The sequence below is a fragment of the Acinetobacter silvestris genome (assembly GCF_002135235.1).
Taxonomy (GTDB): domain Bacteria; phylum Pseudomonadota; class Gammaproteobacteria; order Pseudomonadales; family Moraxellaceae; genus Acinetobacter; species Acinetobacter silvestris.
This window is the reverse complement of record NZ_NEGB01000006.1, coordinates 174,985-198,063: the sequence shown is the minus strand read 5'-3', so window position 1 is coordinate 198,063 and position 23,079 is coordinate 174,985. Positions and strand designations below refer to the sequence as shown.

General features: G+C 39.4%; 19 protein-coding genes. 7 read left to right on the top strand and 12 right to left on the bottom strand.

Translation table 11 applies throughout. The features are described 5' to 3' along the window. Positions 1-12: 12 nt before the first annotated feature. From nuoH to ndhC, 7 genes are all read right to left on the bottom strand, one after another. Positions 13-1,029: an NADH-quinone oxidoreductase subunit NuoH gene (gene nuoH, locus B9T28_RS11635; RefSeq protein WP_086204157.1), complete on the bottom strand. Its 1,017-nt coding sequence runs from the start codon at positions 1,027-1,029 to the stop codon at positions 13-15. A 2-nt stretch (positions 1,030-1,031) separates the two neighbouring features. Continuing rightward, the gene (gene nuoG / locus B9T28_RS11630) at positions 1,032-3,716 is read right to left on the bottom strand and encodes an NADH-quinone oxidoreductase subunit NuoG (RefSeq protein ID WP_086204156.1); all 2,685 of its coding nucleotides are present in this window, start codon (positions 3,714-3,716) and stop codon (positions 1,032-1,034) included. Between the two features lie 11 nt (positions 3,717-3,727). Then, positions 3,728-5,059 carry an NADH-quinone oxidoreductase subunit NuoF gene (gene nuoF / locus B9T28_RS11625; protein WP_086204155.1) on the bottom strand — a complete coding sequence of 444 codons (1,332 nt, stop codon included), beginning with the start codon at positions 5,057-5,059 and terminating at the stop codon, positions 3,728-3,730. Further along, positions 5,056-5,565, bottom strand: a complete 510-nt coding sequence (gene nuoE, locus B9T28_RS11620) for an NADH-quinone oxidoreductase subunit NuoE (protein WP_086204154.1) — start codon at positions 5,563-5,565, stop codon at positions 5,056-5,058. The genes nuoF and nuoE overlap by 4 nt, the downstream gene beginning before the upstream one ends. A 13-nt stretch (positions 5,566-5,578) precedes the next feature. Further along, positions 5,579-7,366 carry an NADH-quinone oxidoreductase subunit C/D gene (gene nuoC, locus B9T28_RS11615; RefSeq protein WP_086204153.1) on the bottom strand — a complete coding sequence of 596 codons (1,788 nt, stop codon included), beginning with the start codon at positions 7,364-7,366 and terminating at the stop codon, positions 5,579-5,581. Positions 7,367-7,454: 88 nt separating this feature from the next. After that, complete coding sequence (locus B9T28_RS11610) at positions 7,455-8,132, bottom strand: NuoB/complex I 20 kDa subunit family protein (protein WP_086204152.1); 678 nt, start codon at positions 8,130-8,132, stop codon at positions 7,455-7,457. A 7-nt stretch (positions 8,133-8,139) separates the two neighbouring features. After that, complete coding sequence (ndhC, locus tag B9T28_RS11605; RefSeq protein ID WP_086204151.1) at positions 8,140-8,688, bottom strand: NADH-quinone oxidoreductase subunit A; 549 nt, start codon at positions 8,686-8,688, stop codon at positions 8,140-8,142. Positions 8,689-9,510: 822 nt separating this feature from the next. On the opposite strand from ndhC, the gene B9T28_RS11600 reads away from it, so the two are divergent. After that, positions 9,511-9,867, top strand: a complete 357-nt coding sequence (locus B9T28_RS11600; RefSeq protein ID WP_086204150.1) for a hypothetical protein — start codon at positions 9,511-9,513, stop codon at positions 9,865-9,867. 73 nt (positions 9,868-9,940) lie between these two features. Here the strand turns inward: B9T28_RS11600 and bfmS are convergent, their stop codons facing one another. Further along, positions 9,941-11,566: a sensor histidine kinase BfmS gene (gene bfmS / locus B9T28_RS11595; RefSeq protein ID WP_086204149.1), complete on the bottom strand. Its 1,626-nt coding sequence runs from the start codon at positions 11,564-11,566 to the stop codon at positions 9,941-9,943. A 46-nt stretch (positions 11,567-11,612) separates the two neighbouring features. Beyond that, positions 11,613-12,329: a response regulator transcription factor BfmR gene (bfmR, locus tag B9T28_RS11590; protein WP_086204148.1), complete on the bottom strand. Its 717-nt coding sequence runs from the start codon at positions 12,327-12,329 to the stop codon at positions 11,613-11,615. A 595-nt stretch (positions 12,330-12,924) separates the two neighbouring features. On the opposite strand from bfmR, the gene B9T28_RS11585 reads away from it, so the two are divergent. From B9T28_RS11585 to B9T28_RS11560, 6 genes are all read left to right on the top strand, one after another. Continuing rightward, positions 12,925-15,756: a ribonucleoside-diphosphate reductase subunit alpha gene (locus B9T28_RS11585; RefSeq protein ID WP_086204147.1), complete on the top strand. Its 2,832-nt coding sequence runs from the start codon at positions 12,925-12,927 to the stop codon at positions 15,754-15,756. 73 nt (positions 15,757-15,829) lie between these two features. After that, positions 15,830-15,961 (top strand): preprotein translocase subunit YajC, encoded by a 132-nt coding sequence (locus B9T28_RS11580; protein WP_086204146.1) that lies wholly within the window; start codon positions 15,830-15,832, stop codon positions 15,959-15,961. Positions 15,962-16,102: 141 nt separating this feature from the next. Continuing rightward, positions 16,103-17,386, top strand: coding sequence for a ribonucleotide-diphosphate reductase subunit beta (locus B9T28_RS11575; protein WP_086204145.1), 1,284 nt, complete (start codon positions 16,103-16,105; stop codon positions 17,384-17,386). Between the two features lie 180 nt (positions 17,387-17,566). Beyond that, a complete protein-coding gene (locus tag B9T28_RS11570) occupies positions 17,567-19,546 on the top strand; it encodes a LodA/GoxA family CTQ-dependent oxidase (RefSeq protein ID WP_086204144.1) in 1,980 nt (659 codons plus the stop codon). Continuing rightward, the gene (locus B9T28_RS11565; RefSeq protein WP_086204143.1) at positions 19,536-20,549 is read left to right on the top strand and encodes an FAD-dependent monooxygenase; all 1,014 of its coding nucleotides are present in this window, start codon (positions 19,536-19,538) and stop codon (positions 20,547-20,549) included. The genes B9T28_RS11570 and B9T28_RS11565 overlap by 11 nt, the downstream gene beginning before the upstream one ends. A gap of 323 nt (positions 20,550-20,872) precedes the next feature. Further along, positions 20,873-21,481 carry a DUF805 domain-containing protein gene (locus tag B9T28_RS11560; RefSeq protein ID WP_086204142.1) on the top strand — a complete coding sequence of 203 codons (609 nt, stop codon included), beginning with the start codon at positions 20,873-20,875 and terminating at the stop codon, positions 21,479-21,481. 62 nt (positions 21,482-21,543) lie between these two features. On the opposite strand, the gene B9T28_RS11555 is transcribed toward B9T28_RS11560, so the two are convergent. The 3 genes from B9T28_RS11555 to acpP form a co-directional block, all read right to left on the bottom strand. Further along, positions 21,544-21,957 (bottom strand): TM2 domain-containing protein, encoded by a 414-nt coding sequence (locus B9T28_RS11555; protein WP_086204141.1) that lies wholly within the window; start codon positions 21,955-21,957, stop codon positions 21,544-21,546. A 137-nt stretch (positions 21,958-22,094) separates the two neighbouring features. Further along, on the bottom strand, positions 22,095-22,568 hold the full coding sequence (gene lysM, locus B9T28_RS11550; protein ID WP_086204140.1) for a peptidoglycan-binding protein LysM: 474 nt from the start codon (positions 22,566-22,568) through the stop codon (positions 22,095-22,097). A 196-nt stretch (positions 22,569-22,764) separates the two neighbouring features. Continuing rightward, positions 22,765-23,001, bottom strand: a complete 237-nt coding sequence (gene acpP / locus B9T28_RS11545; RefSeq protein ID WP_086204139.1) for an acyl carrier protein — start codon at positions 22,999-23,001, stop codon at positions 22,765-22,767. Between the last annotated feature and the right edge of the window lie 78 nt (positions 23,002-23,079).

The following is a 23,079-nucleotide window of genomic DNA, read 5'->3' as shown; positions in this document are numbered from 1 at the left end:
CTCCCTGCTGTCCTAGCCCGCTTGATTCAAAAGAATCACAGCACCAGTTACCAAAAGGTTAACTAACGCCAGTGGCAAACAGATTTTCCAACCAAAGTTCATCACCTGATCATAACGTGGACGCATAAGTGAACCACGTGCCAATACAAACATCATTACGAAGAATGCTGTTTTAGCAATAAACCAAAATGCTGGCGGTATAAATGGAATTTCTAAATTAAATGGTGCTAACCAGCCACCGAAGAATAACGTCACAATCAATGCAGAAATCAGGATTACGTTGACATATTCAGCAACGAAGAACATCCCCCATTTCATACCACCGTATTCAACGTGATAACCTTCAGCCAATTCTTGCTCCGCTTCTGGTTGGTCAAATGGGTGACGATGCGTTACCGCAACACCCGCAACCACAAAAATAAGGAAGCCTAAGAATTGAGGAATAATGAACCACACATCACGTTGAGCTTCTACGATGTCACGCAAGTTAAAAGAACCTGCAATCGCAACAACACCCATCAATGAAATACCCAAGAATACTTCATACGAAATAGTCTGAGCAGCAGAACGTAAACCACCTAATAGTGCATATTTATTGTTTGAAGCCCAACCACCAAATAACACTGCATAAACTGCAATACCTGCCATTGCCATAAAGAACAATAGACCGATACTCATATCGGCAACACCCATAGTCGGACTAACAGGAATCACCATAAATGAAAGTACCGCAGTTGCCATCGCAACTGCAGGTGCTAGACGGAAAGTCAGCTTATCGGCAAACTTTGGTGTCCAGTCTTCTTTGAACATGATCTTGAGCATGTCGGCAACAATCTGGAACATACCGCCGGGACCAACACGGTTTGGACCGTAACGGTCTTGCCACAAAGCCAGTAAACGACGTTCCACAAAGGACATCAATGCAGCTAAAAGCACCACTACCAATAAGATGACAACGGCTTGAATGACTGAATATGCAACTGGCCAATCTTGTGCCCAAGTGGGTAGCGCGCGTAAAGATTCATTCATAATTACGCTCCTACCGCAACAGAAACAGGTTCAGCTAAAGAAACTGTTGGTGCTTGACCAATTGGATAACCGATATAACCGGTAGGTAAATAGTGAATTACTTGAACTGGAAGACTAATGGTCGTCTCGCCTGCCTTCACTGTGATTTGCTGACCATCTTGAACATTTAAACGGTTCGCATCTTGCTCACCCACTGCAAACACAGCAGTTGGAATACGTGATTCCATCGCAGGTGTTTTCACAGTGAATTCACCAGATGCAAAGATGTGATGCATCGGTACAAGTCGGAAACTATCTGGATTGGCAACAGTTGCCGCTGGTGCAACATAGCTACGTGCAGGAAGTTTCACTAAACGATCGAATAAACGAATGCCTGAATCACCACCTTTCAAATGACCACCGACGTTATCTTGGAATTTATTCCAAGATTGTGGTGAGTTCCAGCCTGGTGCCCAAGCAAATGGTACCAATGCTGCTTTTGTCTCTGAACCGACATAACCTTCCATAGAGAACGTTAATGCTGAATCAGTATCGACAGGCTGCATCGGCTCATGTACGTTCAATGGTGCACGAATAACAGTACGACCCGAGTAACGACGTGGTTCACGCGCAATTTTTAAGCCATGTACACGGTAACCCGCATCTGGAGCAACATCTTGAATCGCTTCAAGTACAGGAACATTACGCACGACTGATTCAATCACGTCATCCAGTAAAGTCCAAGAAATCGCTTTACCTTTCACGCCTGTTTCAATGGCATGTAACCAGCGCCATGATTCTTTGATGGCATATTCCGGTTTGTAATAGCTTGGATCGTAAACTTGGTAGAAACGTTGTGCACGTCCTTCCTGACTCACAACAGTACCATCACCTTCAGCGAAACTTGCTGCTGAAAGTACGATACTTGCTTTTGCTAAAGTTGCAGTTTCAGAATGATCAAGTACAATCACTTCTTCAGCTTTGGCAAGCGCAGCATCCACTTGAGCTGTTGGTAAACGACGATATAAGTCATTTTCAACAATGACAACCGCTTCATAATCTTGCGCGAATGCTTGCTCTAAGCTTAAACCACCGAACAATGCCAAGCCCATAGAGTTCACTTCAGGAACAACTAAAGACAAGCCAGCGTTTGCACCTAAATTTTGAACTAACTGTGCAGCAGCTTCCATAATCGAAGCATCTTGCAAGCTAGTACCCGCAATAATTAAAGGCTTTTTCGCCGCTTTTAAAGTGTCGGCAATAGTTTTTGCAAATGCTTTCGCATCATCATCTAAACCATTAACAGCTTCACCAATGACAGAGGCAGCTACCGCAAAACCTAAACGTGCAATATCGTTTGGAGATGCAACAACTTCACCTTCAGCAATATCTGCTAAGCGTGTTTGTGTTGCCGCTAAAATGTAAATTGGAGAGTTTTCATCTTGACCAATACGCTTAACTGGTTCAGCTAGCCATTCTTGGGTACGACGATCAGCAGCCATTTGTTTGGCTTTGTTTTTCGCAGCTTGGCGAACTGACAAGGCCATACGTGGTGCAGTTTGAGTTAGGTCTTCACCTAAAATCAACACAGCATCATAGCTTTCAATTTCACGCATACCTGGGTTATAAATACCTTCGGTTTGCATAATTGAAGACGCAAGTTCAACCAGATTTTGCTCTTTTTGAGACATACCTGTTGAATAGTTCTCTTGACCGACTAACTCACGTAACGCAAAGTTACTTTCAAGACTAGCACGTGGCGAACCAATACCCAGAACTTTTTTACTCTGGATTGTCGTAATCACTTGATCAAGCGCTTGATCGATAGACACAGTCGTTACAGTACCATTGGTACGGAACTGCGGTTGACGCGGACGATCACTGCGGTTGACATAACCCGTACCAAAACGACCTTTATCGCATAGGAAGTATTGATTTACTTCACCATTGAAACGGTTTTCTACACGACGAATTTCGCCATAACGCTCACCCGGAGAAATATTACAACCTGAGGCACAGCCTTGGCATACGCTTGGTGCATACTGCATGTCCCATTTACGGTTATAACGTGCCGAATGCGTTTTATCGGTAAATACACCTGTTGGGCATACTTCAGTTAAGTTACCTGAGAATTCAGACTCTAAAGTGCCTGATTCTGGGCGACCAAAGTAAACACGTGAAGCACTACCGTAAACCCCAAAATCTGTACCGCCCGCATAATCATTGTAATAACGAACACAACGGTAACATGCGATACAACGGTTCATTTCATGCGAAATGAATGAGCCTAGCTCTTGGTTGTAATGCGTACGTTTGGTAAAACGGTAACGACGACGGTCATGCCCAGTCATTACTGTCATATCTTGAAGATGACAATGTCCACCCTCTTCACAGACAGGACAGTCATGCGGGTGATTGGTCATCAAAAATTCAACAATAGAAGCACGGAACTCTGTTGCTTCTTTATCTTCAATCGAAATAAAGGTATTGTCAGATGCTGGTGTCATACATGACATTACCAAGCGCCCACGCGTATCATCTGCATTTGCGTACTGGGTAACGGCACATTGACGGCAAGAACCAACTGAACCTAAAGATGGATGCCAACAAAAGTACGGAATATCAATACCTAAAGACAAACATGCTTGCAGCAAGTTCTCTGAGCCATTGACTTCGTACGATTTACCATCGACATGAATTGTAGCCATAGTCGAATTCCTTACGCTGGTTCTACGTGGCTAGCTTGAGCAATCGGACTGTTTGTCACTTTTGCTTCAAATTCGCTACGGAAATATTTGAGTGCGCCCATCAATGGCTCCATCGCACCCGGTGCATGGGCACAGAAAGTCTTACCAATCCACAATTTCTTGGTGAGTTCTTGAAGATGTTGGATATCCTCCATCTTGCCTTCACCCGTTTCAATTGCTTTTAGTGCTTTCACAGCCCAAGGCAGACCATCACGACATGGTGTACAGAAACCACATGACTCACGTGCGAAGAATTCTTCTAAGTTACGTGTTGCAGCAACCATACACTGAGTTTCATCCACCACCATCAACAAGCACGTACCTAAACGTGAACCTGCTTTCATAATGCTTTCTGCATCCATCGGAAGATCAATGTGTTCCGCTGCTAAAAAGTCAGTTGAAGCACCACCCGGTAACCATGCTTTGAGGGTTAAACCATCACGCATACCACCAGCATAGTCTTCAATCACTTCACGTGCAGTTGTACCAAAAGGAAGTTCCCATAGACCTGGAAATTTCACTTTACCTGATGCACCGTAAATTTTTGTACCTGGATCTTTGGATTTACCCGCAGATAAACCAACATACCATTCAGGGCCACGTAAAATAATTGCAGGTAAGTTATTGAAAGTCTCTACGTTATTGACAATGGTAGGACGCCCCCAAGCACCTGCAACTTGTGGGAATGGTGGTTTAGTACGCGGATTAGCACGGCGACCTTCAAGCGAGTTAATCAATGCAGTTTCTTCACCACAAATATAACGACCCGCACCAGTATGCACGTGCATATCGAAGTTCCAACCTGTTCCAAGGATGTTTTCACCCAAGTAACCTTTGGCACGAATTTGCTCTAATGCTTCATTTAAGTATTGAGCAGCTTCAATATATTCACCACGAATGAAGATATAGCCTTGTGTTGCCTCAAGGGTATAACCTGCAATCAACATACCTTCGATCAATTGATGTGGAAGTTTTTCCATCAACAAACGGTCTTTAAAAGTACCCGGTTCCATTTCATCAGCATTACAAATTAAATAACGTGGACCACCATCATTCGGTGCCATCAACGACCATTTAATCCCTGCTGGAAAACCTGCACCACCACGACCTTTGACCGTCGCAGCTTTAATGACATCAAGTACTTCAGCAGGCTTTAACTCAATCGCTTTTTTAAAACCAGCATAGCCTTCTAAAGCTTCGTAATCATCTGCATTACGTACTTCATCCTGCTTACTTAAACGCCAAGTCAATGGATGAGTTTCGGGATTACCATCGCCATAAATTGGTTTTGGTTCAGTATTCATACATACTTCTCCAACAACTGTTTCACTGAACTTACTTCAACCAGTCCGTGAGTATCACCATCAATCATCAAGGTTGGACCTTTGTCACAGTTCCCTAAACAACAAATCGGCAATAAAGTAAAACGATCATCAGCTGTCGTTTGACCAAACTGGATACCCAATTCGCGTTGGAAAGCTTCTGCTAAAGTTTCAGCACCCATAAGGAAGCAAGCAATTGAGTCACATAATAAAATTACGTGACGTCCAACTGGCTGACGATAAATACGGTTATAGAACGTTGCAACACCTTCTAAATCTGCAAGGCTTATCGTTAAAAGCTGAGCAATCGCATTCATCTGTGCATCATCTACCCAACCATTACGGCGCTGTACACACTTCAAAGCATCCAGTGATGCAGCACGTGGGTACGGATAGTGACCAACGTGATGTTCTATTTCATGAATTTCGTCCGCAGTCAAAATTCCTTCAACATTCACACGTGGTTTTTTATCAGTCAAAATCATCATTTTTCGTTTACCCCTAGCGATCCACGTCAGCCATTACGACGTCGATTGTCGCTAAATAAATGATCAAATCAGATACTAAACTGCCGTTAATTACTGAAGGCATTTGCTGTAAGTGTGTGAAGGTTGGTGTACGAATACGGGTACGATAACTCATCGTTGACTTATCTGAAGTCAAGTAGTAGTTCGACGCACCTTTCACCACTTCAGCCATTACAGACGCTTCACCAGCAGGCATTACAGGGCCCCATGACACGCTTAAGAAATGCGTAATCAAAGTTTCAATATCTTGTAAAGTCTTATCTTTTGGTGGTGGAACAGCCAAAGGATGATCCGCTTTATATGGACCAGATGGCATGTTATCCAAGCACTGTTTAACAATCTTTAAGGATTGATTAATTTCATGGAAATGCACCATGACACGCGCGTAAGCATCACCTTCATATTCTAATGGCACTTCAAAGTCGTAATTTTCATAACCACTATATGGGCGATATTTACGGACATCAAAATCAATACCTGTCGCACGTAGACCAGTACCTGTTACACCCCATGCCAATGCAGATTTTGCATCGTATTGTGCAACATTTTGAGTACGACCCATGAATACCGAGTTGCGTAGCGCAGCTGTATAGTATTCATTCATACGTTTTGGCATCCATTCGAGAATATCACGAATGAGTTTTTGCCAATTGTTTGGAAGATCGTGCGCAGTACCGCCAATACGGAACCATGCTGGATGCATACGGAAACCAGTGATGGCTTCAATCGCATCATAGATTTTTTGACGATCGGCAAACATATAGAATACCGGGGTCATACCACCGGCATCTTGAATTGCCGTACCAATAAACAATAAGTGGTTATTAATACGGAATAATTCAGACATCATGACACGGATACATTGCGCACGATCAGGAACAGTAATTCCTGCCAATTGCTCCACACCCATCACATAAGGCATGTTTTGCGCACAACCACCTAAGTAGTCAACACGGTCGGTATATGGAATGAATGAATGCCAAGTTTGACGTTCAGCCATTTTTTCCACACCGCGGTGGTGATAACCGATATCAGGTACACAGTCTTTCACTTCTTCGCCATCTAACTGCAAGATGACACGGAATGCACCGTGCGCAGATGGATGGTTCGGACCCAAGTTCAAGAACATAAAGTCTTCGTCTGCGTTACCGCGCGTTAGACCCCAATCTTCTGGAACAAAACGTAAATGTTCTTGTTCGAAATCTTGCTTGGCTTGATTCTGCATATACGGCGTATATTCAGTCGCACGTGCCGAATATTCTTTACGTAATGGATGACCTTCCCAATAGGTTGGCAACAAAATACGACGGAGCATTGGATGCCCTTCGAAATTGATCCCGAACATATCGTAAGCTTCACGTTCGTACCAGTTGGCATTCGGCCAGATGTTGGTTGCCGTAGGGAGATTGACATCACTCTCTGCTAATGCGACTTTGATACGAATATCACTGTTACGCTCAAGCGATAACAAATGATAAAATACGGTGAAGTCTGATGCAGGCAAATCATGACGGTTTTGGCGTAAACGCTCATCGACCGCAGATAAGTCAAACAACATCACATATGGACGCGGCACTGTACGCAAATACATTAAAACTTCTTGTACGCGTGCGCGCTCAACCCAGACTGTTGGAAAATCTTCAAACGTCTGTTGCACGTAGAAGTTCTCACCAAATTTGGCTTTGAGATCTTCTACAATGGCAAATGCTGGGCGTGAATCAACAGGTGTTGACTCTGGCATAGCAATTTCAGTTTCAGCCATTGGCTTGGCTTCCTATTTAATACAAATTCTGTCAATTTTTTTCGATAATCATATCCATCGGATATGTCAAACATTCATCAGAAAAAAACTACTTAATTTCATCCATAGAGCGTAAGTTTTTCACAGCAATACGTTCCGCATTTTTACGATCACGTTCTGGCATCATCTTTGGCTTATATACCGGCTTAAGATCATCACCAATTACTGCTGAAAGTGGACGGCGCTCGAGTTGAATTTGGTCTTGTAACAACATTAACGCTTGAATCAGTGCTTCAGGACGTGGTGGGCAACCAGGAACGTACACATCCACTGGGATGATTTTATCGACACCCTGTACAACAGAGTAAATATCGTACATACCACCAGAATTGGCACAAGCACCCATTGAAATTACCCATTTAGGCTCCAACATTTGCTCGTACAAACGCTGAATAACAGGTGCCATTTTAACAAAACACGTTCCAGCAATGATCATCAAGTCAGCTTGACGCGGTGAAGCACGAATAACTTCGGCACCAAAGCGCGACAAGTCATGCACACCGGTTAAGGTGGTTGCATACTCTACGTAGCAACATGATGTACCAAAGTTAAAAGGCCATAATGAATTTTTACGGCCCCAGTTTACAGCTGTATGCGCCACATCCTCTAAACGAGTCATGAACACATTTTTATTCACTTCTTCTTCAAGCGGATCAGTAACAATCTGACGCTCTTGAAGTGGATATTGGTCAGCTTCTGGATTCGCACGGGTCAATGTATATTTCATTCCCGAGTTACTCCTTATTAAGTGACTTAGTCGGTGTCTTATCTTTCACACGACCAGAAGATTGAGCTGGAATTAAGCCCGTAGGGTCTACAACCAACTCTTCAATTGAATTGAAGCGTGTAATTTCTGCAAGATCCATATTTGGTGAACCTACTTTAGGTTTGATACCTGCTGCTTTACGACGATCAGACGGTGCCCAATTCAACGCACCCGTTGATAGCTCATAAACCAAGCCAACAAGCAAAACTAAAATAAATACAGCAGCAGTTACAAAACCCACCCAACCTACTTCACGCACAGAGTTCGCCCATGCGTAGAGATAAAGTGCTTCTAAGTCGAACACCACAAAGAAAATTGCAACCAAATAAAACTTAGCAGATAAGCGGATACGTGCACCACCAGCACCCACTACACCTGATTCAAATTGCTCTTGCTTCGCACGTCCCCATGATTTACCCCCAAGGAGTAAAGGAACTGTGAGCATAAAGACGCATAGAAATGTAACGCCGATCACGAAGGCAATAGTTGCCCAATCGTATGGAGTAATGGCACTCATGCGGGGATAACTCCTGGCAGGCCTATTATTAACAAAGAAAGAATGTATGCATTGGCTGAGTACTCATGCCAAACACAAAATAAATCCGATCAATTGTACCTGATTTATGATTTACCTTGCTAGCTTATAAGCCTAAGTCTTTTGGATGATTTTTTATACAAACTTCGTCATTTAGCTCGATTTAACGGAATACAACAAGCCTTAATCGTTTTATTAAATCCACTCACCTTTAATGATTATTTTTTTCGAACAACAGCTTTAATACTTATAATTTAGAAAACAAATCAGCAACTTAATTTTCATATTTTTCAATAATATTATTACTAATATACTAAAATAGAGTTTAATTTTTTTATTTCAGACTTAATTCGGTATTTAAAGCTCATGAAATATTTTGTTACATCCTTAAAAACAAGAACTCTATTTTTTTAAAAAATTATCGATCAATGATATTTTTTATCACATAAATATCAAATTAGTCACTATTTTTACATAAAATTATCAAACCCTAATGATTCCCCTCCAAATCCAAGCTTTTGCTTTACCCCTTTTAGATTAAGCCTACTTTTTACCTACCTTTGCACCACCAAACGCAGTATTCATCTATTTAAGTTTTTTATCATCACCATGGCTTATATAAAATCTTTCACGCAATCCTTTAGATCTTATCTCTTACCAAAGTAATATTAAATAGAGTCAATATTTTATCAATCTGCATTATTTTTATTAAATTTTCAATTTAATAACAAGCATTAATCAACTTTATACAATAGCGATTGGTTTCCTGTGTATGCTAATTACAATAATAAAGGAGCAAAACACATGAATCTAAATTATTCGCATAAACCCAATTATTTTTTATTTGCTCAATTACTAATTCGTCATATTGAAGGGTATATCAAAAAACATCCAGATGCATCAAATGCAATATTTGATCTCCGTGATATTTATGAAATTTTCCGCCACGATCTTGCTGCAACTACAACAAATTTGGAGGGGATCTTAAATATTGCTGATATATATTCAGTAGATACACTTAAAGGAGATCAAAAAATTATTCATGCTTATAAAATTGATGCTGAGAAAAATAGCTTATTGATTGATTTTAATCAGGATGCATTACATGCCTTACAAGATGGCAAACCCATCATTGAACCAGATGCGACGACTTACCAGTAATTTAAAAACTATAAACCGATGATATCATCAAAAAAATGCGCCTACAGGCGCATTTTTTACACACATATCTACATTATTTTTTCTTTTTAAATCTTCGCGCTGGCCATGACATGGTAAATCTCGCACCACCCAAATCAGGGCTTTGATCTACCGCGATCGTGCCACCAAACCAATATGCGATTCGACTCACAATAGATAAACCTAAACCGTACCCTCCTGATGCTCGGGTACGACTATCATCCAAACGTGCAAAGGCTTCAAAAATACGTTTACGGTCTTCCTCTGGAATTCCTGGCCCATCATCTTCAACACACACAAAAGCCATTCTCGTGATCTTATCGATACCACCACTAATGACCACTTGATTGTCACAGTATCGAATTGCATTTCCAACCAAATTCTGTACAACACGATGAAGATAACGTCTTTCTGCATCAACTCGAATATCCGAAGATAATGGATCAAGTCGAATATCTTTTTGTGTTTTTAACGCCTCAGTTTCTACAGCAACCTGCTCTAGCACATCCACCAAAACAATTTTTTCAAAATCTAAAGAAGGAGTACCCTGCTCCAACTTGGCATAGGTCATGATTTCATCAATCAAGGTATTCAATGCTTCAATATCTTTATCAATCATTTCCACTTGTTGCATGCGATATTCATATTCATCTTCATCTGCAAGCATTTCCATTGCAAAACGAATCCGAGCAACTGGTGTGCGCAATTCATGCGATACCGCGCGCATTAACTCACGTTGTGATTCAATTAAACGCTGAATATGATCCGACATATTATTATAGCTGGTCGCTAAACTGGCCATTTCATCATGCCCTTCCACAGGAACACGAATCGACATATCGCCTGTTTTCATTACATTCAAAGCATCATTGACTTGGCGTAATTTACGCTGAATCGGCACAATTAAACCATATACCCCGAGACTCAATAAAAACATACTGAGCAGCGTAATCCCCGCCGCCAATTTAAAAGGCATCCAATTAAACATGGGAACGGGCCCAATCACCAATACAGAACCAGACTGGTTCGGCATTGGGCTGATAATCGAAATCGTTGTTCCTCTTACAGTAGCACTATCTCGGTATAAAATGACACTTTGATCAGCCCTTAAGCGGCCCACTTGCTCAGAGTCAAGATTGATGTCTGCAATTTTTTGAATACCGATCTTATAGGAAAAATGTTTTTGAATTTCCTCAATATATTCTTGTTCTTGCCCAGGGTAATACACGAGATAATCTAAGATAAAGATCGGTAACGCCTTCATCTGGCGCTCACCAAGGCTATCTACTTTGATATAAAGAAAATGTTTCGGGTCGTTCTTTACCCCGATCACTAAATATGCGATTTCTTTTTCTGCATCATAGCGCACGACTGCTTGTTGATTTTCTATGCGTTTCTCTTCAGTTCGAGATAAATCTATTTTTTTCGCATCCAAATAGTAAATCGGAAGCTCCAACAAATCGGAAGCATCCGATATCCAATCTATTCTTTGCTGTTCAGTCTTTTGTCTTGCCACACCTTCACTAATGACAAAGGAAATTCCATCCGTCAACGATTCACGATATTCTTGCGCACGTTGATAATTGATAATTTGGACCAATAAAAATCCAAATATCGCCACCAAACATACAAGAATCACAAGACCTGCATAAATACGCAAGAATATACTGTGTTTTGACACGCAACTGATCCTTTAAGGAGGGATTAAAATTAATCGATAAAATCAATTATAAACCATTGGTTTCCTTAACAAATAAATAACCTTTACTACGCACTGTCTTAATACGTTTTGGATTTTCAGGATCATCCCCAATTTTTGGACGAATACGAGAAATACGCACATCGATAGATCGATCTTGACCATCGTACTCAATACCACGTAAACGTTCAAAAATATCTTCGCGCGATAAAATACGACCCGCATTTGATGCCAACAACCACAATAAATCATACTCAGCACTAGTGAAGTCAACCAACTCACCATGTAAAGTAACTGAACGACCACCATTATCGATAACTAAATCATCAAATTCGATCCGTTGAGCAACTTCATCTTCCGGTACTTTATCAGTACGACGTAATAATGCACGAATACGTGCTAGCAATACGCGTGGTTGAACTGGTTTCGCGACATAGTCATCAGCGCCCATTTCTAAACCAAGAACTTGATCCATATCTTCCGTACGTGCCGTCAACATCAAAATCGGTTGATGATAATGTGGTCGAACTTCGCGACAAACGGTTAAACCATCAGCACCAGGCAACATCACATCGAGCACAACTAAGTCCGGTTGCTCAGCAATAATACGACGAATAGCGCGATTACCATCCGGCTCAACCCCAACCTCTAGGCCATTACGAATCAAATATTCTTGAGTTAAACGAGCAAGACGTTCGTCATCTTCAACGATTAAAATTTTTGGTAACTTTTCTTCTTGGCTCATATACTTGCCCCTGTACTTAATTCGATGTCTGCGTACAAATCTCGCAGATTCAATACACTATATTTTGCAATATACACACGTTTACATTGTAAACAAGACCTCATTCACCAAACTGATACATGACAGTAGCAATTTGTTATATTTTTACTATTTATCGAATTATCATCACTTTTTTAAGCAAAGCTTCAGTTTAAGCTTTAAAGAACACTTCAAAATCTTGGGTAATTTTTAAACAAAATGTTTCATTGATCATATTCTGTCTATTCATATATCGAATTCAAAGTTATCCACATAGTTATCTATAAGCACTCTGAGCAGTCTTTGCTATGCTATACCCTTGTCTAATAAGACATATAACAAAAACAATTTTTCATGGAAAAAATGACGCGAGAAACTCTAGCGTTTAGGGAAAAAAAATTATCAAAATGTCAATATTGATCTCCCCTAAAAATTACCGTATCTTGTGTCCTAATTTCAATTAAACCACTAAGTCTTGTGTTTAACCTCAAATATCGTGACCTAACTAATGTTCAGTTTTGTCCGATTCAAACGGTCCATAAACATAATAATGATGACAATGGAGCTATAGCTGACAATGAGCGTAATTACAACCCCTGGTCAACTGCAAGTGATTAAACGCACTGGCGATGTTGCCGCTTTTGATGCAGATAAAATTTCTGTAGCAATTGGTAAAGCTTTCTTGGCTGTTGAAGGTCAACAAAGCGCGGATTCAAGCCGCATTCATGACCGTATTACACAATTAACAGAAATGGTTATGAATACGTTTAGCCGTCGTTTACCTTCTGGCGGTACCATTCATATTGAAGAAGTTCAAGACCAAGTTGAATTGGCGCTTATGCGTACAGGCGAGCAAAAAGTAGCGCGCTCTTATGTGATCTACCGCGAACAGCGCGCAGATGCACGTAAACAAACAGGTGCTCATCATCACCCAACCTTGCAAATTACAGATCTGAACGGTCAGCTTCAGCCTCTGGATTTAAGCCGCTTACAAGCAACCATTGAAAAAGCAAGTGCTGGCTTAGAAGGAATTAATGTTCAAGCCATTATCGATGAAACGGTAAAAAACTTATATAACGGCGTGAAGCAGTCTGACATCTCAACTACGATGTTAATGGCAACCCGTACCCGTATTGAACAAGAACCAAACTACACTTATGTCACTGCTCGTTTACTACGTGATGACTTAGTTGCGACAGGTTTAAAATTCTTAGGTTTAGCAACCGATACTGCTGAAGGTGAAGCTTTAGAAACCTTCTTAAAGAAAGGGATCGAGTTAGACCTTCTTTCACCAGAACTACTTAACTTTGACTTGGCTAAATTGGCAGCAGCGATCAAACCTGAACGCTCAAACCAATTTACCTATTTAGGTCTACAAACTTTATTTGATCGTTACTTCATCCATTCGAATGACGTCCGTTTTGAACTACCACAATTGTTCTTTATGCGTGTATCAATGGGTTTGAGTATTAACGAAGAAAACCGTGAAGATCGTGCAATTGAGTTTTATAACTTACTTTCTAGCTTCGATTACATGGCTTCTACGCCAACCCTATTTAACTCAGGGACGCTTCGTCCACAGTTATCAAGTTGTTATCTCACCACTATTGGCGATGACCTATATGACATTTATGGCGCAATGCGTGACAACGCGATGCTGTCTAAATGGGCAGGCGGCTTAGGCAATGACTGGACACCTGTACGTGCCTTAAACTCGTACATCAAAGGCACCAATGGTAAATCTCAAGGTGTGGTTCCCTTCCTTAAAGTTGCCAATGATACGGCTGTTGCAGTCAATCAAGGTGGTAAACGTAAAGGTGCGGTGTGTGCTTACCTTGAAACTTGGCACTTGGATATTGAAGAATTCCTAGAGCTTCGTAAAAACACTGGTGACGATCGTCGTCGTACCCATGACATGAATACTGCGAACTGGGTTCCAGATTTGTTCATGCAACGTGTGTTTGAAGATGCTGAATGGACGCTATTCACACCATCTGAAACACCTGATCTACATGATTTAACAGGCCTTGAATTCGCTGCACGTTATGCGCATTACGAAGGCATTGCTAAAGAAACAAATATGTTGCACAAAGTCATTCGTGCAAAAGATTTGTGGCGTAAAATGTTATCTATGTTATTTGAAACAGGTCACCCGTGGATCACATTCAAAGACGTTTGTAACTTACGTTCACCACAGCAACACGTTGGTGTCGTGCATTCATCAAACTTGTGTACTGAAATCACACTCAATACCAATCAAGATGAAATTGCCGTGTGTAACTTAGGTTCAATCAACATGGTAGAGCACGTGAAAGGCGGTGTATTAGACCGCGAGAAACTTGCACGCACTGTTAAAACTGCAGTTCGTATGCTCGATAACGTTATTGACATTAACTACTACGCTGTTCCTCAAGCACGCACTTCAAACATGAAACACCGCCCAGTGGGTATGGGTATCATGGGCTTCCAAGATGCACTATATGAAATGAACTTGGCTTATGGTTCTGATGCTGCAGTTGAATTTGCAGATGAGTCAATGGAAGTGATTAGTTACTATGCTATCAGCACTTCAAGTGACTTGGCTGTTGAACGCGGTACGTATGAAACATTCAAAGGTTCATTGTGGGATCAAGGTATCCTACCAATCGATTCTTTAGATTTAGTTGCAAAAACACGTCCTGAACGTATGTTTGAAGTTGATCGTACACAGCGTTTAGACTGGGATACGTTACGTAATAAAGTTCAAAAAGATGGTATGCGCAACTCTAACGTAATGGCAATTGCTCCAACAGCAACCATTTCGAACATTTGTGGCGTTTCACAATCTATTGAACCAACTTTCCAAAATCTGTATGTGAAATCTAACCTTTCTGGTGAATTCACAGTGATCAACCCGTACTTAGTACGTGCGTTAAAAGATCGCGGTCTTTGGGATTCAGTCATGGTGAATGATCTGAAACACTTCGAAGGTTCTGTGCAAAAAATTGCACGTATTCCTGAAGAGTTAAAAGCAATCTTTGCAACTGCATTTGAGGTTGAGACACGTTGGATTGTAGATGCTGCATCACGTCGTCAAAAATGGATCGATCAAGCTCAATCGCTTAACCTTTACATCTCTGGTGCAAATGGTAAGAAATTGGACATGACCTATAAAATGGCGTGGTTACGTGGTCTTAAAACAACGTATTACCTCCGTGCATTAGGCGCAACTTCTGCTGAAAAGTCGACCATTAATACTGGTGCATTGAACGCAGTTAAAAATACTTCTGCTGCTGCACCTGTGGTTGCCGCTCCAGTGGTACAAACCGCACCTGAAGCTCCAACTGCTGAAGAAGATGGCTTTGCTCAAGCTGCACCAGTGCCATTAGCATGTTCAATTGACAACCCTGATTGTGAAGCTTGTCAGTAATTTAGTACCTCAATCCTTCTTTTAAAGAAGGATTGAGAAATTAGAAAATCAAGAAGTCACAGAGGCGAAGATCATGTTCCATTTAAGTCACAATTATGAACTTGGTGTGATCGCATTGATCTTAGCCTTTCTTATTTTTTATGTTCCAATGGCTTATGCATTTATTGCCATTCGGAAACAACAAAAGAGTAAGCAAAATAAGTAGTGTATGAATCTGCTCTATCGAACAAGATCAGAGCCATGATCGGCAAAACTTAATTTTGCTTACACAGATTAAGCGTACAATAGTGGCATCTTCGACCGCGAGATGTCGACTACAGATATTTACAACGAAGAGAGAATTGATATGTCTATCCTGAGTTGGGACGATTTTGAAGATGATGAACAGAAACCAGCTGCACAAGCTCACCAGTCTGCGCCCGTCGAACCGCAGAAAACGACTCATTCGCAAGTGGTATCTAATGCACAGCAGTCAGCGCCGTCTGTGGCAACTGCACAACCCGCTAGAACCCATTCAAAACGCGCAGAATATTCAACCGATTCATTGGCAAGAGCATCTGCAGCCTTAGAAACGCTTGACGTTGCACCAGGCTTAGAAGAGCTTGAAATGGGTGCACAGCGTGTTCAAGTTGATGATAAAGCCATGATCAACTGTCGTGCGGATTTGAATCAACTTGTGCCATTCAAATACGAATGGGCTTGGCAGAAATATCTAGACGGTTGTGCAAACCACTGGATGCCACAAGAAGTGAACATGAATCACGACATCGCGCTTTGGAAGTCTGAAAATGGCTTAACTGAAGACGAACGTACTATTGTGATGCGTTCTTTAGGTTTCTTCTCGACTGCCGACTCATTGGTTGCAAACAACTTGGTTCTTGCGATTTATCGTCATATTACCAACCCTGAATGTCGTCAATACATTTTGCGTCAAGCATTTGAAGAAGCAATTCATACGCATGCTTACCAATACTGTATCGAATCTTTAGGTATGGATGAAGGCGAAGTTTTCAACATGTATCGTGAAGTACCTTCAGTTGCACGTAAAGCGGCTTGGGGCTTGAAATACACTCAATCTTTATGTGATCCAACTTTCCAAACCGGTACACCAGAAAACGATCAAATTTTACTACGCAACTTGATCGCATTCTATTGCGTACTTGAAGGGATCTTCTTCTACTGTGGTTTCAGTCAAATTCTCAGTATGGGTCGCCGCAACAAGATGAATGGTGTTGCTGAGCAGTTCCAATACATCTTGCGTGATGAATCGATGCATTTGAACTTTGGTATCGATATGATTAACCAAATCAAAATCGAAAACCCAAGCCTCTGGACAACTGAATTCCAAGAAGAAATTATTCAAATGATTCTTGAAGGCACTATGCTTGAAATCGAATATGCACGTGACACCATGCCACGCGGTGTATTGGGTATGAATGCAGCCATGATGGAAGAATACTTGAAGTTCATTGCCAACCGTCGTTTATCACAACTGGGTTTGCCTGAACAATTTTCTGGTGTAAATAACCCATTCCAGTGGATGTCTGAAATGATGGACTTGCGTAAAGAGAAGAATTTCTTTGAAACGCGCGTAACGGACTATCAAACTGGTGGTGCGTTAAGCTGGTAAGTTAAAAGACTCTAAAATCCCGTCCCTATGGCGGGATTTTTTATACTTATTTATTTGTTAATTAATTATTCAAAAACACTATAAATACAATATTTTAACAACCTATAACATTGTACTATCAAGTATTATATGCAATATTTAAAGAACAATAAACATCCAATAAAATCATTGAGTATAAAAATGAAAAAATATGTAATCTATCCAGCCATTGGCATCGCACGAGTCGGTAATGCACCAGCAGAAGAAAATGATTTTTTCTATGGTCCCTCGTTAAGCCCAGCATTAACCGATGCTACCAATAAAAATATAGATTTTAATACTTTTACATTCAAAAACAAAAAGGGACAAATCAAAAAGCAAGCTGCAAAATTCCAAATTTATGAACTTGATACAAAAACTCAATTATTTAAAAAAATAACTTTAGATGAAAAAATTATTGAAAAAATTGAATGGACCGTACATTTAGCGAATCAAAAAGCCGCCTGGTTTGATTTTTCAAATGCTCAAGATTTAAATGCTTTAGCCCTCCCTCAAACACTCAGAAATGAAGCTATAAGCCGCCAATCACTTGTTGCAGATGCTAAAGAACAAACTCTCAGCACTAAAAATAAAACTGAACGCAAACAATGTAATGCTCAAGTTTTTCAACAAAATCTTCATTTAGGCGAAATTAGATTGAATGAACAAGGTGAGTTAATTGTGCTCGGCGGAGATGGGCATGCATATTCAAATGGTTCTCCCATCACCACATTTGCCAATAATGATGGTTGGATTGATGATATTTCCGATGGCACAGTACGCGCAAGAATCTATCTCAAAAATGGTAAGGATATTGAAGCAGAACCTGCACATGTTGTTGTCACTCCACCAAATTATGGTCAAGGACTTAATGGCATAGTCACCATGTATGATGTCATTCAAGACCTTTTTGAACGAGAAAATATTATACAACCAGAACAAACTAACTTTGATCAACATATTTATCCAATTTTAAAAAACCTAGGAAATATGCAATGGATCAATCAAGGATTTCATTTAGCTTTTGGAGTAAATAGCGAATTTGATCTCAGTGATCAGCAGTTTTTATCTTCGCTTAATGATAAAAACTACGATAAAAATATCAAACAAAAAATCTTCAATCTGTTTCGTGACCCCGAGTCAACTGAAATTGAATTAGCCAAAAACCCTCAATTATATGGCGATAGTTTCGGCGATTTTGATTATTTTGCCAATCAATCACTCAGTATTACACCCACCCAATATAAACATCTAAAGAATTGGTCAAGTAATAACTACTCTCATAAAAAACAAACTAACAAATTTGATCACCTATCTGAGCCATTACAGTTAACTTGCTACAACTTAGATTCTTGCTTAGGTGGGCCATTCCACCCCGGAATTGAACTCACATGGAATCTACGTAACCTAATAATGTGGAATGTTGCAAAATCATCAACACCAAAAAATCAGCCAAAACTACCAATACAATCTGTAGATCCATATCGATTAAATACTGCACCCAAAGGCACAGCATTATTCGTTAACTACCAAACAACGATGAGCCAAGAAATACTATTACACCCACAGGGACCACTATCACGCACAGAACCAGGTGCCTTGACACGCTATTTAGGAGTTCCATGGCATACCGATGAAGCAAGTTGCTTATCTGGTTATGATATTAGCCAATATTTACCAATGCCATCCTACTGGGGACCTCGAGTACCTAATCAGGTTCTTAGCTATGAAAGTGCAAATTTTTATTTACAAGCAAAAGGACAATCCAAAGAACCAACCTTAGATACGCAAAAACTATCTCGCTTTGCAGATAAGTTTTATAACTTACGCCAAGATTTTTATCGTACTTTCAATCCAAATCACTTATCACGGCTAAATAACATGGTACAACAATGGGATAAGCTCGGTATTGTCGCACCCTTTGTTTCCAATGCGGAAACACTCTATTTTGAAAGAGAAAAAGCCAATTTAGCTTATGATGCAAGTATGCAAAATATTTTGCAGGCAAACTCAAGTTATTTAAAAGATCAAGCCATCCCAGATACCATAACCTCACCTATGCTACAAGGCTCGAAAACAGCTTATTTAGAGAAAGGCATACCGACACTCCCATCTCGTGTACTCGGTCGTGATGAAAAATAAAAAAATTGTGATTATTGGTGCTGGGCCAGCAGGTATCGCTGCTGCCCTCACTCTACATGCACTTCACTACAAACCCATTTTGATTCATACTGGATATTATAAATTAGCTCCAAAATTCGAAATACTGCCGTCAAATAGTATTGATGTCCTACAAAAATTGGGCTTAGAAAAAATACTCAACCACTCCAAGCATGAAAAAAATTTTGGCCATTTATTTCAATGGGGTAGTCAGGATTGGCAAGAACACAATAGCTTGTTTAGTTCAAGAGGTTACGGCTTTACCATTCACAAAGAAACTTTCTACAAACAATTAAATGAAATCATTCATATTTTAAATATTCCACAAGAAAAGTTTAAAATTAATACAATTCGTAAAGAGAATAACTTTTGGCAAATACAAGGGAGATACCACAACATTAAGGATATTGATTACATCATTGATTGCTCAGGTCACAATTCCATTTTAAGTAAATTTATAGCAAATGAAAAAATTATTTTTGATCGTGGATTTGGTAAGTCTATTCTCATTAAAACAAAATTACCGCATCAGCTATACAAACAAAGCTATTTAAACAAACTAAATCAATCTGATTGGCTATTTCAGCTTCCATATCAGGAAGATCTTATTTATATACAAAAATATGTGTCATCAGCAGAGAAGTTAAAATCAGAAATATCCCAACAGATCATTAACTCAGCCTTTAATACCCACCAAAAAGTATTTAATTTCGATCTTAAGCATGAGCAAAACTTCAGCTTTGAAGTCTCATGTAGAAAAATGTTTTGCTCATCAAAATTCATTTTAGCTGGTGATACTGCCCTTAGTTTTAATCCCATATCTTCTTTTGGTACAACTTTCGCTTTAGGTAGTGGATACTATGCAGCTTTAGCTACCAATGAAATTTTACAGCAACATAATCACAACGAAGCTATAGACACCTATTCTAATATCATTATGAATCAACTTGAACAACACCTTAAAACATTAGATCATTTATTTTAATTTAAAAAAAGATGTCATTAACAATAGATATAGCATTAATGATGTACTTATGGCACTCAAATAAAATAATGTTAAATAATTATTTTATTGAAAAACTTAGCTTAAAATTTTAACAAAATAGGTTACTTACAGCCTGACTTTTTCATACAACCAAATATCCCCTTAATTCTTGATTAAAATACCCCACTATTACACTTATGATTAATATAAAATATATTTATGAAAAATGTACAACCTCTAAACATTATAATATTGGTTATTTTTTGATATAATTTTATTCAAAATATAATCACTATAAATACAATCAAAGTAGAGAGAAAAATATGAAAGGTGCTATTCTAGATTTTTCAATTCAAACCAACACAGGTATTATCAGTGGCGATGACCAACATCGCTATAGCTTTACAGGTATAGAATGGAAAGCTTCAAAACCACCCACTGTAGGTGATCGAGTCGATTTTACTATTGATGATTCTGGTCATGCACTGCAAATTTATACCACATCAGGGCAAAATAACGCTCTCCACAATATATCCAAACAGCTCGATCAAATTTCAGATCCTAATAAACATGAAGAACAATTCAACCCTATTGATTGGTTCCTTAAATGTTTAAAAAATTATGCAAATTTTACTGGACGCGCTCGCCGAAAAGAGTTCTGGTTCTATGTATTAATTCAATTTGTTATTTTAATTATTGCCCAAATTATTGATTCAATTTTACACCTTAAAATGGTCATCTATTCCATTACCGCCTTAGCTTTATTTATTCCCTCCATTGCCGTTGGAGTTCGACGCCTTCATGACATAAACCGCTCAGGCTGGTGGTACTTAATTGCCTTTATTCCAATTATTGGTGCAATTTTTCTCATCATTTGGTGGGCAACAGAGACCAAGCAAGAAAATAACCAATGGGGAAATCCAGCGAAATAAATGAACCGCTATCAATTAAATAAAGGGCACAGAATGCCCTTTATTTATTTTAACAACTCGAATTAACCATATTTTCGAGCAAAGTCTTCATCTGACGTACACAGATAAATAATAAATTCTATAAAAGCGACAACTGAAGGAATAAACGTCCAACAGAAAAGCAAATAAATGATCCCCCACCCAATCTGCCCCAAATAAAATTTATGAATTCCAAATCCCCCAAAGAAAAAAGCTAAAATTGCTGCAACTATTTTATTTTTTTCACCGATTTGATTTGAAAATGCAGTCGATGTCATTAAAGTATAAATTTGACTGGCCTGTCCAGCGCCATCAATTTCAAAATCTACTTTTTGCCCACGAAATGGTGCGTTTTGTCCACGCCATTCTGTGCCTGAAAATCGATAGCGATTCTGATCATCACCACTAATCACACCTGAATTGGTTTGAACGAAATAGTCTAATATTTGACCTTTCATTTTCTACCTAATTATTTTTAATTAATTGTTCCGCTATTTTATCTACTCTTATATTATTTTTATATCAATTCTCTAGTTTTACTCTAAAACCTATACATAAAAAAGGCGCATTCTGCGCCTTTTTATCATCCTATAAGCTATGCAGGAATACGCAGGACTTGACCTGGAAAAATATCATCTGCATTTTTTAACAACGGACGATTTGCTTCAAAAATTTTATTATATTGATTGGCATCACCATAGAATTCTTTAGAAATTCTAGAAAGGTTATCCCCAGATTCAACAGTGTAAAACTTACTTTCAGGCTCAGGCGTAGCAACCGTCATCTGATCATCTACTTTAGCAACATGATCAATATTCCCCACAGCCAAAATAATTTTCTCACGATCCGCTTGGCTTTGTACTTGCCCTTTAACTGTGGCCAAATCAGAAACACTATTATAACTGACTGACAAACCCTCTACTGGTAACCCTAAAGCTTTAATATGACCCAATAATTTATTGGCAATTTCTTGTGCGGATGGCTCAGCTGGTGTTGTTGGTGCAACTTGAGGCTCAGCTGGTGCTGTATTTTTTTTACCAATGCCTTTCACAAAATCAAAAAGACCCATTCTAATTCTCCATCTCTTTATTAAAATATTATAAAAATTTTGAACTCTATTTTTATAACCAAAAAATAGTCTAAATAGAGTAGTCATTGGTGTCATAAGCGTAACGATATGTAATTAATGTTTTATTTCAGCACAAAAAAAGCCACCTAAAAGGTGGCTTTTTGCACATAGCATGAACCGCTATGTAATCAACAAATTAAGCTAGTTTCTTAGAAACATAGTCAATTGCAGATTGTACAGTTGTGATTTCGTTAGAATCTTCATCTGGAATAGTAATGTCAAAGTCATTTTCGAAAGACATAACAAGCTCAACCAAGTCAAGAGAGTCAGCGCCCAAATCATCCATGAAAGATGCTTCGTTCTTAATCTCTTCAGCTTTCATACCAAGTTGCTCAGCAACCGCTTGTTTAATGCGTAGTTCGATATCGCTCACAGGAATTCTCCTCATTGCTTGTGGCGTTTTAATTGCCACTAGTTTAATTGAATATAGAAATTTTTCAAAGTTTATACA